This is a genomic window from Pseudoprimorskyibacter insulae, assembly GCF_900302505.1.
GTDB classification, from domain to species: Bacteria; Pseudomonadota; Alphaproteobacteria; order Rhodobacterales; family Rhodobacteraceae; genus Pseudoprimorskyibacter; species Pseudoprimorskyibacter insulae.
In genome coordinates, this window is sequence record NZ_OMOJ01000007.1 from 119,039 (window position 1) to 134,754 (window position 15,716).

Here is a 15,716-nt window from a genome sequence, read left to right on the forward strand (position 1 = left end):
TACACTCTACGCAACTATATAGGTTTTCGAGGAGTGTTGTCATGACCGGTGCAGACAATCTGATCGCTGATATCGAAGGGCTGGAGGCCAAATTGGCCGAGGCAAAGGCGGCGATTACGCGGCGTTTCATCGGTCAGGAACAGGTGGTCAACCTGACACTGTCCGCGTTGCTATGCGGGGGGCATGCCCTGTTGATCGGTTTGCCGGGGCTTGGCAAGACGCGTCTGGTGGAAACGCTCTCGACCGTGATGGGGCTGGATGGCAACCGCGTTCAGTTCACACCAGACCTGATGCCCGCCGATATCCTTGGGTCCGAAGTTCTGGAAACCGGGGCCGATGGCACGCGGGCGTTCAAGTTCATTCCCGGCCCGATCTTCTGTCAGCTTTTGATGGCCGACGAAATTAACCGCGCCAGCCCGCGCACGCAATCGGCGCTGCTTCAGGCGATGCAGGAACGTAAGGTTACCGTGGCGGGCGAAGATCGGACGCTTGGGATGCCGTTCCATGTGCTGGCCACGCAAAACCCCATCGAACAAGAAGGCACCTATCCCCTGCCCGAAGCCCAGCTTGACCGGTTCTTGGTGCAAATCGACGTGGCCTACCCGGACCGCGAGACCGAACGCGCGATCCTGATGGCGACGACCGGCGTTGCCGAAGACGATGCCCATCAGGTCTTTACCGCCGATGAACTTTTGGCCGCCCAGACCCTGCTGCGCCGGATGCCCGTGGGCGAGGCCGTTGTTGAGATGATCCTTGATCTGGTGCGCAGCTTCCGCCCGGATGATCCATCCTCGCCAGAAGCGGTGCGTGATCTGGTGGCGTGGGGGCCGGGGCCGCGTGCGGCGCAGGCCCTGATGCTGACGGTCCGGGCGCGGGCATTGTTGGAAGGGCGGCTTGCCCCGACGCCTGATGATGTTCTGGCCATGGCGAAACCGGTTCTGGTGCACCGTATGGCGCTGACCTTTGCGGCCCGTGCGCGCGGCGAAAGCCTTGGTGCGTTGATCGATCAAGTCGCCGCCGACCTGACCCGCACGGAGGCCGCTGCGTGAGTGATGCCGCCCAACTGCGCCTGACCGCCGAGGAAGAGGCCGCCCGCCTGCCAGCCCTGCTGGCAGAGGCGCGGCACTTGGCAGGGACGGTTTTGTTGGGCGATCACGGTCGCCGCAGGCCCGGTCAGGGCGATAGCTTTTGGCAATACCGCCCGATGCAACCGGGCGACGCGCTGCGCGATATCGACTGGCGCCGCTCGGCCCGTGGGGACACGCAGTTTATCCGCGAACGCGAATGGCAAATCGCGCAGAGCGTTCAGCTCTGGGTGAACCCTGCGGCCTCGATGCGGTTTGCATCGAACAAATCGCTGCCGACCAAGGCCGACCGCGCCCGCGTGCTTGGGCTGGCCTGCGCGGTTTTGCTGCTTCAGGGCGGTGAACGGGTTGGCCTGATGGGCGCCGCCCTGCCGCCACGCGGGGGGCGGACGCAGATCGATCGCATCGCCACGGCGCTATTGTCTGACATCGATCAGGACTTTGCCGAGCCTGAGGCGCGCGGCTTTGTGCCGAACGCCCGCGCGGTATTTATCTCGGATTTTCTGGACGATCTAACCCCGGTCGAGGTGGCTCTGTCCAAGGCTGCAAGTCGCGGCGTGCACGGTGTCTTGCTACAAGTTCTGGACCCCGAGGAAGAGGTGTTTCCCTTCCGTGGGCGCACCCTGTTCGAAAGCGTGGGCGGCACGGTGCGCTATGAATCGCGCAAGGCTTCGGAAATTCGTCAGGCCTATCTTGATCGTCTGGCGGCCCAAAAGGACCGGCTGGACCGGATCAGCCGCGCCGCTGGTTGGCGCTATAGCTGCCATCACACCGGGACTTCGGCGCAATCGTCGCTGCTTTGGCTCTATCGTGCGATGGAAGGGGGCGCGGCATGACCCTGTTCGGAACCATCGGATTTGCCTCGCCTTGGCTGTTGCTGGGGCTGCTGGCCTTGCCGATTTTCTGGCTGCTTCTGCGGGCCGTGCCGCCCGCGCCGCTTCGCAAACGGTTCCCGGCGGTCAGCCTGCTTCTGGGGCTAAAAGACGAAGACCAAACTGCCGATAAAACGCCGTGGTGGCTTTTGCTTTTGCGGATGCTGGCGGTTGCGGCGGTGATTGTCGGGCTGGCAGGCCCGATCCTGAACCCTGACAAAGACACCGCCGAAGGGCGCAGCGACCGGCCTATTCTGTTCGTCTTGGATGATGGCTGGGCCAGTGCCAGCGATTGGCCGCGATGGATCGATATCCTCGCCGCCCGCTTGGCCGAAGCAGGCCGTCAGGGCCGCCCTGCCGGACTTTTGTCTTTGGCCAATCCGCAGCCCGTCACCATGCAAGCCGCCGATCAGATCGCCGCGCGGCTTGCAGGTCTGACCGCGTCGCCCTGGATGCCGACGGCGGGTGGCACTGCATTACCCGATGGCGCGTTTGACACGGTATGGCTGTCCGATGGACTGGCCCGCGACGGGCGCAGCGCTTTGGCCGAGGTTTTGGCCGATCGTGGCCGCGTTGAGGTGCTGCAATCAGAACGCCCGGTTTTGGCCCTGCGCGGTGCAAGGTCTGAGGACGGGACTGTGCATGTTCCGGTGCTGCGTAGTTTGTCAGGCGCCGATCAAACCCTGCGCGTTATCGCCCATGGCACCGATCCGAACGGCGCACCGGCTGTGCTTGGCGGGGCCGATGCGGTGTTCGCCGCAGATGCAACCTTGACCGAAGCCACCTTTGACCTGCCGTCCGAACTGCGGGCGCGGATCACGCATTTCGCAGTCGAAGGCCTGCGCTCTGCCGGGACGGTGGCCTTGGCCGATGATGCCCTGCGCCGCCGCGAAGTGGCGTTGATCGCCGGGCGCGATGACCGCGAAGGGCTAGAGCTTTTGTCGCCGACCTATTACCTCGCCAAAGCGTTGGAGCCGACGGCGGATCTGCTCGATGGCGGGTTGCAGGATGTGCTGAAGGCCAATCCCGATGTGATTGTTCTGGCTGATGTTGCCACTGTCACCCCGGCGGAACAGGACGGGGTTCTGGATTGGCTGGACAAGGGCGGCCTGCTGCTGCGTTTTGCCGGACCGCGCCTTGCCGCCAGCGATATCAGCCGCGCCGAGGAAGACCCCTTACTGCCTGTCCGCCTGCGTGCCGGTGGCCGGACAGTCGGCGGCGCGATGAGTTGGGGCGAGCCGAAAACCTTGGCCCCCTTCTCCGAAGACAGCCCCTTCTACGGCCTGCCCGTGCCCGATGGCGTGACCGTCACAGCGCAGGTCATGGCCCAGCCCGACCCGACCTTGGCCGAGCGCGTGATTGCGCAATTGGCCGATGGCACGCCTTTGGTGACGCGCAAAACGGTCGGGCAGGGGCAGGTCGTGCTGGTGCATGTGACCGCAAATGCCGAATGGTCCTCGCTCGCCCTGTCGGGTCTGTTCGTTCAGATGCTGGATCGGTTGGCGGCGACCACTGCGGGGGCCTCGGCTGATCTCGAGGGTTTGGAAGGTACGGTTTGGGCACCTTTGCGGGTGTTGGACGGCTTTGGCCGCCTGACCAATGCCGAAGATCTGCCCGGTGTGGCTGGCCCCGATCTGTTCACCGCGCCCTTGGGGGTGGAATTGCAGCCGGGCATCTATCAATCAGATCGAAGCATTGCGGCCCGCAATGTGTTGGCCCAAGACGATGTTTTGACCCCGGCGGATTGGCCATCAAACGTGGCGGTCTCGGGCCTGACCCGACCCGAAGAAAGGCCGCTCGACGGGGCGTTCTTGGCTGCGGCGCTGATCCTGCTGGCGTTGGACGTGATTGCTTCGCTTCATGTGTCGGGCAAGCTGCTGGGCCATGCGGCGGCACTGGCCTTGGCCGTGCTGATCGCGGCACCGCACCCGGCGCAGGCCCAAAGCGATGCCGCCGCGATTGAGGCGACGTCAGAATTGCGGTTGGCCCATGTTCTGACAGGCAATGGTCAGGTTGATGATCTGGCGCAAGCCGGGCTTTGGGGACTATCTGAGACGCTTTTCTTCCGCACCTCCGTTGAACCCGGCGATCCTGTCGGCGTGGATCTGGAAGCGGATGAACTGGCCTTCTACCCGCTGCTCTATTGGCCGATCACGCCAGATCAGCCGACCCCGTCCGACGCGGCCTATGCGAAGCTGAACCAGTTTCTGCGCACCGGTGGGATGATCCTGTTTGACACGCGCGATGCTGATATTGCCCAGTTCGGCACCGCCAGCCCGAATGGGCGCAAGCTGCAACAACTGGCGGCCCCGTTGAACATTCCCGCGCTTGAACCCGTGCCTCAGGACCATGTTCTGACCCGCACCTTCTATCTGGTGCAGGATTTCCCCGGCCGGTTCTCCCAAGGCACGATCTGGGTCGAGGCCGCCGCGCCCGATGCCGAACAGATCGAAGGCATGCCGTTTCGCAACCTCAATGACAACGTGACGCCGGTGGTGATCGGCGGCAATGACTGGGCGGCGGCTTGGGCGATGGATGAATTAGGCAACCCCTTGGTGCCGATTGGGCGCGGCATGTCGGGCGAACGGCAACGCGAGATTGCAAATCGGTTTGGGGTCAATCTGGTGATGCATGTGCTGACCGGGAACTACAAATCCGATCAGGTGCACGTTCCGGCGCTGCTGGAAAGGTTGGGCCAATGACCGGGCAGATCGTCTTTGACCCGCTTGTGCCGTGGCCTGCGATCTATGCGCTTGGGGCGCTGGCTGTCATGGGCTGCCTGTTGGCGCTGTGGCGCGGCTTGTCGGGCTGGGGGCTGCGCTGGATCGCAGCGGCGGTTCTGGTTGCGGCGCTAATGCAGCCATCGTTCCAGAACGAAGACCGTCAGGCCCTGTCGGATATCGTCGTTTTGATGGTCGATGAAACTGCCAGCCAAACCTTGGCCGAACGGGGCGATGTCACGCAGCAAGCCGCCGACCTGCTGGAATCGCGGCTGGCCGCCCGCACCAACACCGAAGTGCGCCGTGTCACCATCAAGGACGCCGCGGACAATGCCGGAACGCAGGTCATGTCGGCCCTGAACGATGTTCTGGCCGAGGAGCCGAAAGCCCGGATCGCTGGCGCGATTCTGCTCAGTGACGGGCGGGTGCATGATATGGACCGCGCGCCCGATCTGCCCGCGCCGTTCCATTTGCTGATGACCGGACAGCAAGACGATTGGGACCGCCGTCTGATCGTCCGCAACGCCCCGGCCTTCGCCATTCTGGACGAAGATGTGACCCTAACACTGCGGATTGAGGACGAAGGCGCGGCCCCGGCGCAGCAATTGGCGCAGCTTGATATCTCGGTCGATGGGGCCGAACCGCGCCGCTACACCGTTCGAACCGGCGAAGACATTGCCCTGCCAGTGCGCCTGCCGCATGGCGGGATGAACGTGATCCGCTTTTCCACGCCCGAGGCCGAGGGCGAATTGACCGACCGCAACAACGCGGCCCTTATCCAGATCAACGGCGTGCGCGACCGTCTGCGCGTGCTGCTGGTTTCGGGTGAGCCCCATGCAGGCGGGCGGACATGGCGGAACCTGCTCAAATCCGACAGTTCGGTCGATCTGGTGCATTTCACCATTCTGCGCCCGCCCGAAAAGCAAGACGGCGTGCCGGTGACGGAACTGTCGCTGATCGCCTTCCCCACGCGCGAGCTTTTTTTGGATAAGATCGACGATTTCGATCTGATCATCTTTGACCGGTACAAACGGCGCGGCATCCTGCCGGCGATGTATCTGGAGAACGTGCAGAACTATGTGATGAACGGCGGCGCGGTTCTGGTGGCCGCTGGCCCGGATTACGCCAGCGCCGACAGTATCTATCGTTCGCCCCTGTCCGGCATTCTGCCCGCAAGCCCGACATCGCGCGTGATCGAAGAGGGCTTCCGCCCATCGTTGACCGATCTTGGTGACCGGCACCCGGTGACCGCCGGCTTGCTGGGGCAAGACACATGGGGCCGGTGGTTGCGCCAGATTGATGTCACCCCGACCGAGGCGGGGCAGACCCTGATGGCCGGTTCCGAAGACCGACCGCTTTTGGTGCTGGACCGTGTCGGCGAAGGGCGCGTTGCGCTGCTGGCCTCGGATCAGGCGTGGCTTTGGTCGCGCGGCTATGAAGGGGGCGGGCCGCAGATGGAACTGCTCCGCCGTCTGGCGCACTGGATGATGAAAGAGCCCGAGCTAGAGGAAGAAGCCCTTTACGCCGAGGCGACCGGTCAGACCATGCGGATTATCCGGCGCACGCTGCAAGAAACGGTGGGGCCGGTGACCGTGACCGCCCCCGATGGTTCGACCGAAACGCTTGCCCTGACCGAGGTCGCGCCGGGACGGTTCGAGGCGACCTATGAGGGCGCGGATATCGGGCTTTACCGCTTGCAAGAGGGCGACCGGACGGCGGTGGTCGGACTTGGCCCCGCTGCTCCGAAAGAATTTGAGCAAACCATTGCCACCTCGGACACGCTAAAGCCGATGATCGACGCGGGCCGCGGCGGGGCCTTGCCGCTGCGCGATGGTATTCCCGCGATCCGCGATGTGCGTGAAGGCCGACCTGCTGCCGGGCGCGGCTGGATCGGGATTACCCCGCGCGGTGCATATTTGACGGCCGATATCGTGCTGATCCCGATGTTGCCTGCGTGGCTGGTTCTGTTGCTGGCGTCGGGTCTGATCGTGGGCGCATGGCTGCGCGAAGGGCGGCGGTAATCCCTAGAATGGCAGGGTGACGCGATAAGTCGCCTCGCCCCAACCCTGATCTGAGCACCGCGCGCGGATCAACACATCGCGAGTGCCATCGGGCAGCATGACGCCCGTCAGAGACCGGGTAAACGGCTGTTCGGCGACATGGGGGTGCATCAATTCACGCGTGGCCAGAACCTTGCCATCCAAGCTGACGATTTCCCACGCGTCGGCGAAATGGTCCCAGCCGGTATCGCCATGGCGCAGGGTGACAGCAAAGCGCCAATCCATCCCGATCCGCGAGACTTTGACTTTCACAATCTCGGGCATATCGGCAAAGGCAATCACCGGGGCCGACATCATCACGCAAAGGGCAGCAAGAATCGTTTTCATGCAGCTAGTTTAGCAATCGAATGCGGCTGGGGTACGTCAATTTCCTGTGTGCACGTCGCCATCGGTCGGGTCCAGCAGCACCGCGCGGGATTGCGATGCGAACTCTCGCCTCAGAACGATTGCTAGGGTGAATATCGCCGAGATCATCAGCGCGTAGGGGCCAGCCAGCCACGCCGCCATTGCGATGCCGAAATAGACTGAGCGCAAGCCGCGATTGTACCCGCGGGCGGCGGTGATGTTGATCTCGCCTGCTTTGGCCGAACGCGCATAGGCCACGGGATCTTCGGGGTCGTTGGGGACGGCGGCCATCAAGACCGAACAATAGCCAAACAGCCGGTGCGACCAGACGAATTTCAAGAACGCGTTGGCGGCAAAGATCAGCATGACGAAGATCTTGATTTCAAGCACAATAACCGGATCGGCGGTTTGCGTGAAATCCCGCGCCACCCCGCGCAGCATGTCGGCATTGCCGATCAGCGCCAGACCGCCCCCGATGGCGACCATGCTGGCCGACGCAAAGAATGCCGTGCCCTGCCGCAGGTTCGCAACGATCTGAGCGTCGAAAATGCGCGGCTGGCGCGTGACGTATTGCACCATCCATTCGCGCCGGTAGGCGGCCATCAGAACCGATACCGATGGGCGCCTCGAAGGCGGGTTCTCGATGATCAGGCCCGAGATGATCCAAGCCGAAAAAATGACGAAAATCGCCAGAAGGTCGGTATAGTGAAACAGGGTGACAGGTGTGTTCGCGATCATAGGCGAACTGTACTGCGGACAGGCCGGTTGCCAATCGGAAAAATTGGTTATATTAATTGACCAATTATTGGAGGTCCCCATGGAAATGCCCGTGCCAAACCCCGCCATCCTGGCCCGCAAAGAGGCGATCATCGCCAAATTGCGCGGCTGCGTGCCGACTGACGCGCTGATCTGGGATGAAATGGAAACCCGCGCATATGAGTGCGATGCCCTGACCGCCTATCGCTGTGCGCCGCTGGCCGTTGTCTTGCCCGCTACCACCGAAGAGGTGTCGGCGGTGCTCAAGGTTTGCCACGCCGAAGGCGTTCCGGTGGTGCCGCGCGGGTCCGGCACATCGCTGGCGGGTGGGGCTTTGCCCACGGCCGATAGCGTGGTGATCGGCGTGTCGCGGATGAATGCGGTTCTGGAAACCGATTATGACAATCGGATCATCCGCGTTCAGACCGGCCGCACGAATCTGAGCGTTACCGGTGCGGTTGAGCAGGACGATTTCTTCTATGCACCCGACCCAAGTTCGCAATTGGCCTGCGCGATTGCGGGCAATATCGCGATGAATTCGGGCGGGGCGCATTGCCTGAAATATGGCGTGACCACGAACAACCTGATGGGCGTGACCATGGTCATGATGGACGGCACCGTGTTCGAAATTGGCGGCGCGCATCTGGATGCGGCGGGCCTCGATCTGCTGGGCGTGATCTGCGGGTCCGAAGGTCAGCTTGGCGTGGTGACCGAGGCGACGCTGCGCATTCTGCACAAGCCTGAAGGCGCAAGGCCCGTGTTGATGGGGTTTGATTCGAACGAAGTGGCGGGCGAATGCGTGTCCGACATCATCAAGGCGGGTGTTTTGCCCGTGGCCATCGAGTTCATGGACCGCCCCTGTATTGAGGCCTGCGAGGCCTTTGCCAAGGCCGGTTATCCCATGTGCGAGGCGCTTTTGATCGTTGAGGTCGAAGGCTCTGAGGCCGAGATCGCCGAGCAATTGGCGCTGATCACCGATATCGCCAAGCGGCACAATCCGGTTGAGCTACGCGAGGCGAAAGACGCCGATGAGGCGGGCCGCATCTGGCTGGGTCGCAAATCGGCCTTTGGCGCGATGGGCCAGATCAACGATTACATGTGCCTTGATGGGACAATCCCGGTGTCGTCGCTTCCGTTCGTGCTGCGCCGGATTGGCGAGATGTCGAAGGAATACGGGCTGGACGTGGCCAATGTGTTCCACGCAGGCGACGGGAACATGCACCCGCTGATCCTGTTCAACGCCAACAAGCCCGGTGATCTGGAACTGTGCGAAGCGTTTGGCGCGGATATCCTGAAGCTATGTGTCGAGGTGGGCGGATGCCTGACGGGCGAACATGGTGTGGGCATCGAAAAGCGCGATCTGATGGCGCATCAATACCGGCCCGAGGATCTGGAAGTGCAGATGGCGGTCAAGGATGTGTTTGATCCGGCGTGGTTGTTGAACCCGGCCAAAGTCTTTCCGCTTGCGGCCTCAGAAGGTCGGCGTGTGGTGCAAGTGGCCGCCGAGTGACTGGGGGCTTTGCCCCCAGACCCCCAGGATATTTGAAAGTCAGAAAATACATGCGACCAGAAACAGAGGCCGATCTGGCCGAGATCATCAAAGGTGCGGCGGGTCCGTTGCGCATTCAGGGCGGTGGGACGCGCGATATCGGCAAGCCAGTTGATGGCGCGCTGCTGCAAACCGGCGGGCTGACCGGTGTGACGCTTTATGAGCCGGGGTCGCTGACGCTGGTGGCGCGGGCGGGCACGCCGCTGGCCGAGGTTGAGGCGGTTTTGGACGCCGAAGGTCAGCGCCTGCCGTTTGAACCAATGGACCATCGCGGGCTTTTGGGCCGCGACGGGGTGCCGACGGTTGGCGGGATGGCGGCGAGCAATGTCTCGGGGCCGCGGCGCATTCAGTCGGGGGCGTGCCGCGATTATATGCTGGGCGTTCGGTTTGTGGATGGGGCCGGGACGGTTCTGTCCAACGGTGGGCGCGTGATGAAGAACGTGACCGGCTATGATTTGGTCAAGCTGATGGCGGGCAGCTATGGGACTCTCGGTGTTCTGACCGAGGTGTCGTTCAAAGTGCTGCCGAAGCCCGAAGCCAGTGCTTGCGTTTTGATCAATGATCTGAGCGAGACCGAGGCGGTTGAGGCCATGTCGCGGGCGCTTGGGTCGCCCTTCGATGTCAGCGGGGTAGCGCATTTGCCGGTGGGCGTTGACGGCGCGCCGGTGACCATGATCCGGGTTGAGGGCTTTGCCGAGTCGGTCCGCTATCGGTCCGGTCGTCTGGCCGCGCTGTTCGCGGGCCGCGATGTGACGGTTGAAACCGATCCTGAGCGGGTGGCGGCAGGCTGGCGTTATGTCCGCGATGCCGAACCGTTTCATGCCGCGCCGGGCGATGTGTGGCGTCTGTCCGTCAAGCCCAGCGATGCGCCGGGATTGGTGGCGGCATCGGGGGCGTTGCAGGCGATTTACGATTGGGGCGGCGGCCTTGTTTGGTTGCTGATGCCGGTCGCGTCTGATCTGCGGGCGCGGCTTGGGGGCTTTGCCGGTCACGCCACGCTGGTGCGCGGCAATGAGGACACGCGCCGCGCCCTGCCGGTGTTCCAGCCAGAGCCGGGGCCGGTTGCCGCCATTTCAGCCGGGTTGCGGGCGCGGTTTGATCCGCGCGGCATTCTGAACCCCGGAATAATGGGATGAGCGCGGCGATCCTGACGGCCTTTGCTGTCACCTTTTTGGCGGGGCCAGCCATTTTTGCCGCGTTGATGCGGCTGGAGCCGGGGCTGTTTCGGCTGACGGCTTTGGCCTTGCTTGCGTTGCTGGCGGGGGCCTCGGGCATGGGGCTTCGGACGCACGAGGCATCTTGGCTGCCCGTGACCCCTGAGGTGGCGACGCTTTTGCTTTTGTGGCTGTCTTGGGTGATCGCCGTGGCCTTGGTGGCGATGGCGCTGCGGTGGCGGATCACCCAAGCCCGCCCGCGCCGGACGATCACCGTTCTTGGACTTCTTGCAACCACGCTGCCCTGGTTTGGGCTGGCGACAGCGCGATTGATGACGACCTGACATGCAGACAGTATTCACACCCGAACAACTCAAGGATCCCGCGATCGAGCGGAGCAATCAGATCCTGCGCACCTGCGTTCATTGCGGGTTTTGCACCGCCACTTGCCCGACCTATCAGGTTCTGGGGGATGAGCTGGATAGTCCGCGGGGGCGCATCTATCTGATCAAGGATATGCTTGAGAACAACCGCGTGCCGGATGCGCGGACGGTCAAACATATTGACCGCTGCCTCAGCTGTCTGTCTTGCATGACGACCTGCCCGTCGGGGGTGCACTATATGCATCTGGTCGATCATGCGCGCGAATACATTGAGCAAAACTATAAGCGGCCCTTCAGTGATCGCGCTCTGCGCTGGGTGTTGGCCAAGGTGCTGCCCTATCCGTCGCGTTTCCGGGTGGCGCTGCTGGGGGCCAAGATTGGCCGCCCATTCCGACGCTTGCTGCCCGATCCGCGCTTGCGGGCGATGCTGGAAATGGCGCCAAAGCAGGTGCCGCCGGTCAGCCGCAACGACGATCCGCAGCAATTTGCCAGCACCGCGCCGCGCCGGATGCGGGTGGCTTTGATGACGGGTTGCGCCCAGAAAGCGCTGAACACCGATATCAATGACGTGACGATTCGGCTTTTGCGGCGGCTTGGGTGCGATGTGGTCGTGGCCAAGGGCGCGGGATGCTGCGGGGCCTTGACCCATCACATGGGCCAAACCGAGAGCAGCCACGGTTTTGCGGCGGCCAACATCAAGGCGTGGACGGCTGAACTGAATGGCGATGGGCTTGATGCGATTGTCATCAACACATCGGGCTGCGGGACAACGGTCAAAGACTATGGCCATATGTTCCGCAATGATGCTTTGGCTGGCGACGCGGCCAAAGTGTCGGCGCTGGCGATGGATGTCTCGGAGTTGTTGGCCAAGCTGGAGATCCCGGAAGGTGCACCGCAAGGCATGACCGTGGCCTACCATGCGGCCTGTTCCTTGCAGCACGGCCAGAAGATCAAGACCCACCCCAAGGATCTGCTGAAACGGGCAGGCTTTACCGTCGTGGAACCTGCGGACAGTCATCTGTGCTGTGGATCGGCCGGTACATATAACCTGATGCAGCCGGAAATCTCGGGTCAGCTTAAGGCGCGGAAGGTCAAAACGCTTGAGGCGCGGAACCCCGATGTGATCGCGGCGGGCAATATCGGCTGTATGATGCAGATCGGCAGCGGCACGCAGGTTCCGGTGGTTCACACGGTCGAGCTTTTGGACTGGGCGACTGGGGGGCCGAAACCGCGATCGCTCAATTCCTAAGGGTTTCGGCGGCTGCGCCCCATTTTCGCCAAACCCGGCGGTTAGGGCAGACAGAGTTTGATAGAGGGGGTTGGTGAAGATGCGCATTGGAATGGTCGTCGCTGTGCTTGCTGTCATGTGGGCCCAGATCGCCGGAGCCGATGGGTTGCGCCTGTTCTCGATGAACTCGCTTCAGGATGGCCGCGCTTGGGAAGCCGTTGGCCGACTTGAGATTGGCGGCAAAGCGTTTTGCACCGGCGCTCTGATTGAAGAGGGGCTGGTGCTGACCGCCGCGCATTGTCTGTACGACTCGCAAACCGGTGAACGGGTGAATGTCGATGACATCCAGTTCATGGCCGGGTGGCGCAATGGTCGGGCAGGGGCTTATCGCCGGGTGCGGCGTGCGGTTCATCATCCCGCCTATTCCTATATGGATAAGGACGACCCCAGCCGCATTCAAAATGATGTGGCGCTGCTGGAACTGCAGCACCCGATCCGCAACACCACCATTGTTCCTTTTGCCACCGGCACCGCGCCCGACATCGGTCAGGAACTGGGCCTTGTGTCCTATGCGCATGATCGGTCCGAAGCGCCATCGCTTCAGCAAACCTGCGATCTGTTGGCCCGTCAGCGCGGGGCGTTGATTATGTCCTGCGATGTGGATTTCGGCGCGTCCGGGTCGCCGGTGTTCCGGTTTGACCAAGGCGAGCCGGTGATCGTGTCCGTTGTGTCAGGCAAGGCCAATGTTGCGGGGCGCAAAGTATCGCTTGGCACATCCCTGACAGAACCTTTGATGCTGATGCGGGCACAATTGGCGGGCAAGGCCGCGTTCCAGCATGTCACCTCGGCCAACTCGGCCCCGACAAGCGGATCGCGCTTTCCCAATGGGGCCAAGTTCGTGCGCCCATGAGGGCTTGAAACCCATCCTTCGCACACCCACCTGAATTATACCGCGGCGCCGATGGTCGGGTCGCGGCACAATGGTCTGTCCCGGATGGGAAGGCCGCCCACTCAGGTATCGCTCGTTGGAGGATGACCACTATGCAACGCTTTGACCTTGCCCCCCTATACCGCGCCACTGTCGGTTTTGACCAAATCGCCGATCTGATGGACCGCGTCCTGACAAATGACGTCGGGAACCAGACATACCCCCCCTACAACATCGAAAAGACCGCCGCCGACAGCTACCGTATTTCGGTCGCCGTGGCCGGGTTCTCGGACGAAGACCTGACCGTTGAGGTCAAGGAAAACGCGCTTGTTGTATCGGGCCGCAAAGCAGAAGAAGACGGCCAGCGCGCCTATCTTCATCGCGGCATCGCCACCCGCGCTTTTGAACGCCGGTTCCATCTGGCCGACCACGTCCGCGTGACCGGGGCCAGCCATGTGAACGGCATGCTGCACATCGACCTGACGCGGGAAATCCCCGAGGCGCTGAAGCCGCGCCGCATCGCGATTTCCAAGGCCGATGCCGTCGAAAAGGATGTCGTTGACGCCAAGGCCGTCAACTAACGCTTTCCTCCGTAGTGTTAATCAGTGTGCCCGGCGGCTTTCGCCGGGCTTTTCTGTTACAAAGGGACAACGGAATGTGAGGCGATGTGCTTTGATTGCGGGGCAGTTCCGCCCTAGCTTCAGGGAAACCGAGGAGATTCCCATGGCCCACCGCTGGAAAAACGATCTGACCGAAACCGATGTCACGCCTGAACGTCTGTTCCTGAACCGACGTGCTGTTATTGCGGGGCTTGCCGCTGGCGCCATTGGCGGCGTCGGGTCCGTACAGGCGGCGGGCAGCGATGATCTGGAGCCCAATGACTGGGATGAGATCACCCAATACTGCAACTACTATGAGTTCGGCACCTCCAAGACCGACCCCGCGCGAAACGCCCACACCCTGACCACCAAGCCTTGGTCGATCAAGATCGACGGGATGGTCGACAAGCCCGGCACCTATGACTTGGCCGAGCTGACGCAGTCCATGACGACCGAACGCCGCCTTTACCGGTTCCGCTGTGTCGAGGCATGGTCGATGGTCGTGCCTTGGGATGGGTTCGAACTGGCGGACTTGCTGAATATGGTCGGCGTCAAATCCGGCGCGAAATATGTCGCCTTCGAAACCGTGCTGCGCCCCGAGGAAATGCCGGGCGTGTCGCGCCGTGTGCTGAACTGGCCCTACCGCGAAGGTCTGCGCCTGGATGAGGCGATGCATCCCCTGACCATTATGGCCACCGGGATCTACGGCAAACCCATGCCCAACCAGAACGGTGCGCCAATCCGTTTGGTAGTCCCATGGAAATACGGGTTCAAGTCGATCAAATCGATTGTTCGGATCACCCTGACCGACAAACAACCCTTCGCCAGCTGGAACGACGCCAATCCGCGCGAATACGGGTTCTACAGCAATGTGAACCCAACCGTAGACCATCCGCGTTGGAGCCAAGCCAGCGAACGCCGGATCGGGGGCAGCCTTTTGGCCCGCAAGATCCCGACGCAGATGTTCAACGGCTATGAGGCTGAGGTCGCATCGCTCTACAAAGGCATGGATCTGAAGGCCAACTTCTGATGGGCGTTGTCGACTGGGTGAACAAGGCCATCCGGCGCATTCCGGTCTGGCTTATATATGCCGGGCTGATGGTTCCGGCGGGCTGGGATTTCTGGCGTGCGATCAACGGGCAATTGGGCGTCGATCCGGTTAAAGCGCTTGAGCATTCATACGGGCTTTGGGCGCTGTGGCTGCTGATCGCCGGGTTGCTGGTCACGCCGCTGCGCCGCTTTGCCGGACTGAACCTGCTGCGCTTGCGCCGGTCCATCGGCTTGATGGCGTTCTTCTATGTGGTGGCCCACCTGATGGTTTGGGCGATCCTGGATGTGCAGCAACTCTCGGCCATCGTCGCCGATATCCTGAAACGGCCCTACATCACGATCGGCATGGTGGGGTTTGCATTGCTTGTGCCCTTGGCGGTTACGTCAAACGATTGGTCCGTGCGGCGGATGGGGCGGTCATGGCGCCGTCTTCATAAGCTGGTCTATCCCGCAGCGGTGCTTGGCGGCGTACATTATGTGATGCTGGTCAAAGGCTGGCAGCAGGAACCGCTGATCTACCTCGCAGCTATTTTTGCCATCCTCGGATTGCGTGCATTGCCCAAAGCGAGGGCGACTCCGTCTAGGCAGCCTGCGTAACGGACTGCCCATACGTAAGATGCCTAGATTCTCACCAGCCAGAGCGGCTTACAGGCCGATTTGGGGAGGAAAATGAAAAATTTTATCGAAAGTTTATACTGTAAGTGTATGTTTTTATGGGGTTTTAATGGATTTCTCAACTTTTAATCCAACTTTTTTACAAAACTGCCAAAAAACTGCTTGCGGGTGATGTGAGTTAACCGTAGAACCCCCTTCACCGGCGGCGCTGAGGCGCTGCGGGGCGGGTCGGACGGAACGACGGAGCGGTGCTTCGGAGGGAAGTTTGGCAGACAATTTTGAGGCATTGACGGGCGGGCGCGCCGAAAGTTAGGGCGCACTGGTCTGGTTTTTGTCTCTGGAGTTTCGGCTCCGCGCTCTTTGACATAGCTA

General features: G+C 62.1%; 14 protein-coding genes. 12 read left to right on the forward strand and 2 right to left on the reverse strand.

The features are described from left to right. Positions 1 to 41 precede the first annotated feature (41 nt). From PRI8871_RS15135 to PRI8871_RS15150, 4 genes are read left to right on the forward strand one after another with little or no spacing between them, the layout of a single operon-like run. On the forward strand, positions 42 to 1,049 hold the full coding sequence (locus PRI8871_RS15135) for an AAA family ATPase (RefSeq protein WP_108887081.1): 1,008 nt from the start codon (positions 42 to 44) through the stop codon (positions 1,047 to 1,049). Continuing rightward, complete coding sequence (locus PRI8871_RS15140) at positions 1,046 to 1,921, forward strand: DUF58 domain-containing protein (RefSeq protein ID WP_108887082.1); 876 nt, start codon at positions 1,046 to 1,048, stop codon at positions 1,919 to 1,921. The genes PRI8871_RS15135 and PRI8871_RS15140 overlap by 4 nt, the downstream gene beginning before the upstream one ends. Next, on the forward strand, positions 1,918 to 4,659 hold the full coding sequence (locus PRI8871_RS15145) for a DUF4159 domain-containing protein (RefSeq protein WP_108887083.1): 2,742 nt from the start codon (positions 1,918 to 1,920) through the stop codon (positions 4,657 to 4,659). The genes PRI8871_RS15140 and PRI8871_RS15145 overlap by 4 nt, the downstream gene beginning before the upstream one ends. Then, positions 4,656 to 6,698, forward strand: a complete 2,043-nt coding sequence (locus tag PRI8871_RS15150; protein WP_108887084.1) for a hypothetical protein — start codon at positions 4,656 to 4,658, stop codon at positions 6,696 to 6,698. The genes PRI8871_RS15145 and PRI8871_RS15150 overlap by 4 nt, the downstream gene beginning before the upstream one ends. A gap of 3 nt (positions 6,699 to 6,701) precedes the next feature. Here the strand turns inward: PRI8871_RS15150 and PRI8871_RS15155 are convergent, their stop codons facing one another. Both PRI8871_RS15155 and PRI8871_RS15160 read right to left on the reverse strand, forming a co-directional pair. Then, positions 6,702 to 7,064 carry a hypothetical protein gene (locus tag PRI8871_RS15155; RefSeq protein WP_108887085.1) on the reverse strand — a complete coding sequence of 121 codons (363 nt, stop codon included), beginning with the start codon at positions 7,062 to 7,064 and terminating at the stop codon, positions 6,702 to 6,704. Positions 7,065 to 7,100: 36 nt separating this feature from the next. After that, the gene (locus PRI8871_RS15160) at positions 7,101 to 7,820 is read right to left on the reverse strand and encodes a DUF599 domain-containing protein (RefSeq protein WP_108887086.1); all 720 of its coding nucleotides are present in this window, start codon (positions 7,818 to 7,820) and stop codon (positions 7,101 to 7,103) included. A gap of 79 nt (positions 7,821 to 7,899) precedes the next feature. On the opposite strand from PRI8871_RS15160, the gene PRI8871_RS15165 reads away from it, so the two are divergent. From PRI8871_RS15165 to msrQ, 8 genes are all read left to right on the forward strand, one after another. Further along, a complete protein-coding gene (locus tag PRI8871_RS15165) occupies positions 7,900 to 9,348 on the forward strand; it encodes an FAD-linked oxidase C-terminal domain-containing protein (protein ID WP_108887087.1) in 1,449 nt (482 codons plus the stop codon). 50 nt (positions 9,349 to 9,398) lie between these two features. After that, positions 9,399 to 10,523, forward strand: coding sequence for an FAD-binding protein (locus PRI8871_RS15170; RefSeq protein WP_108887088.1), 1,125 nt, complete (start codon positions 9,399 to 9,401; stop codon positions 10,521 to 10,523). After that, positions 10,520 to 10,885, forward strand: a complete 366-nt coding sequence (locus tag PRI8871_RS15175) for a hypothetical protein (protein ID WP_108887089.1) — start codon at positions 10,520 to 10,522, stop codon at positions 10,883 to 10,885. Before PRI8871_RS15170 ends, PRI8871_RS15175 begins: the two co-directional genes overlap by 4 nt. A gap of 1 nt (position 10,886) precedes the next feature. Beyond that, positions 10,887 to 12,173 (forward strand): glycolate oxidase subunit GlcF, encoded by a 1,287-nt coding sequence (glcF, locus tag PRI8871_RS15180; protein WP_108887090.1) that lies wholly within the window; start codon positions 10,887 to 10,889, stop codon positions 12,171 to 12,173. A gap of 79 nt (positions 12,174 to 12,252) precedes the next feature. Next, positions 12,253 to 13,062, forward strand: a complete 810-nt coding sequence (locus PRI8871_RS15185) for a trypsin-like serine peptidase (protein WP_108887091.1) — start codon at positions 12,253 to 12,255, stop codon at positions 13,060 to 13,062. Positions 13,063 to 13,193: 131 nt separating this feature from the next. Then, positions 13,194 to 13,661 (forward strand): Hsp20 family protein, encoded by a 468-nt coding sequence (locus PRI8871_RS15190; protein ID WP_108887092.1) that lies wholly within the window; start codon positions 13,194 to 13,196, stop codon positions 13,659 to 13,661. Between the two features lie 142 nt (positions 13,662 to 13,803). After that, positions 13,804 to 14,709: a protein-methionine-sulfoxide reductase catalytic subunit MsrP gene (msrP, locus tag PRI8871_RS15195; RefSeq protein WP_108887093.1), complete on the forward strand. Its 906-nt coding sequence runs from the start codon at positions 13,804 to 13,806 to the stop codon at positions 14,707 to 14,709. Next, positions 14,709 to 15,326 (forward strand): protein-methionine-sulfoxide reductase heme-binding subunit MsrQ, encoded by a 618-nt coding sequence (gene msrQ, locus PRI8871_RS15200; protein WP_108887094.1) that lies wholly within the window; start codon positions 14,709 to 14,711, stop codon positions 15,324 to 15,326. The genes msrP and msrQ overlap by 1 nt, the downstream gene beginning before the upstream one ends. The last annotated feature ends 390 nt before the right edge of the window (positions 15,327 to 15,716 follow it).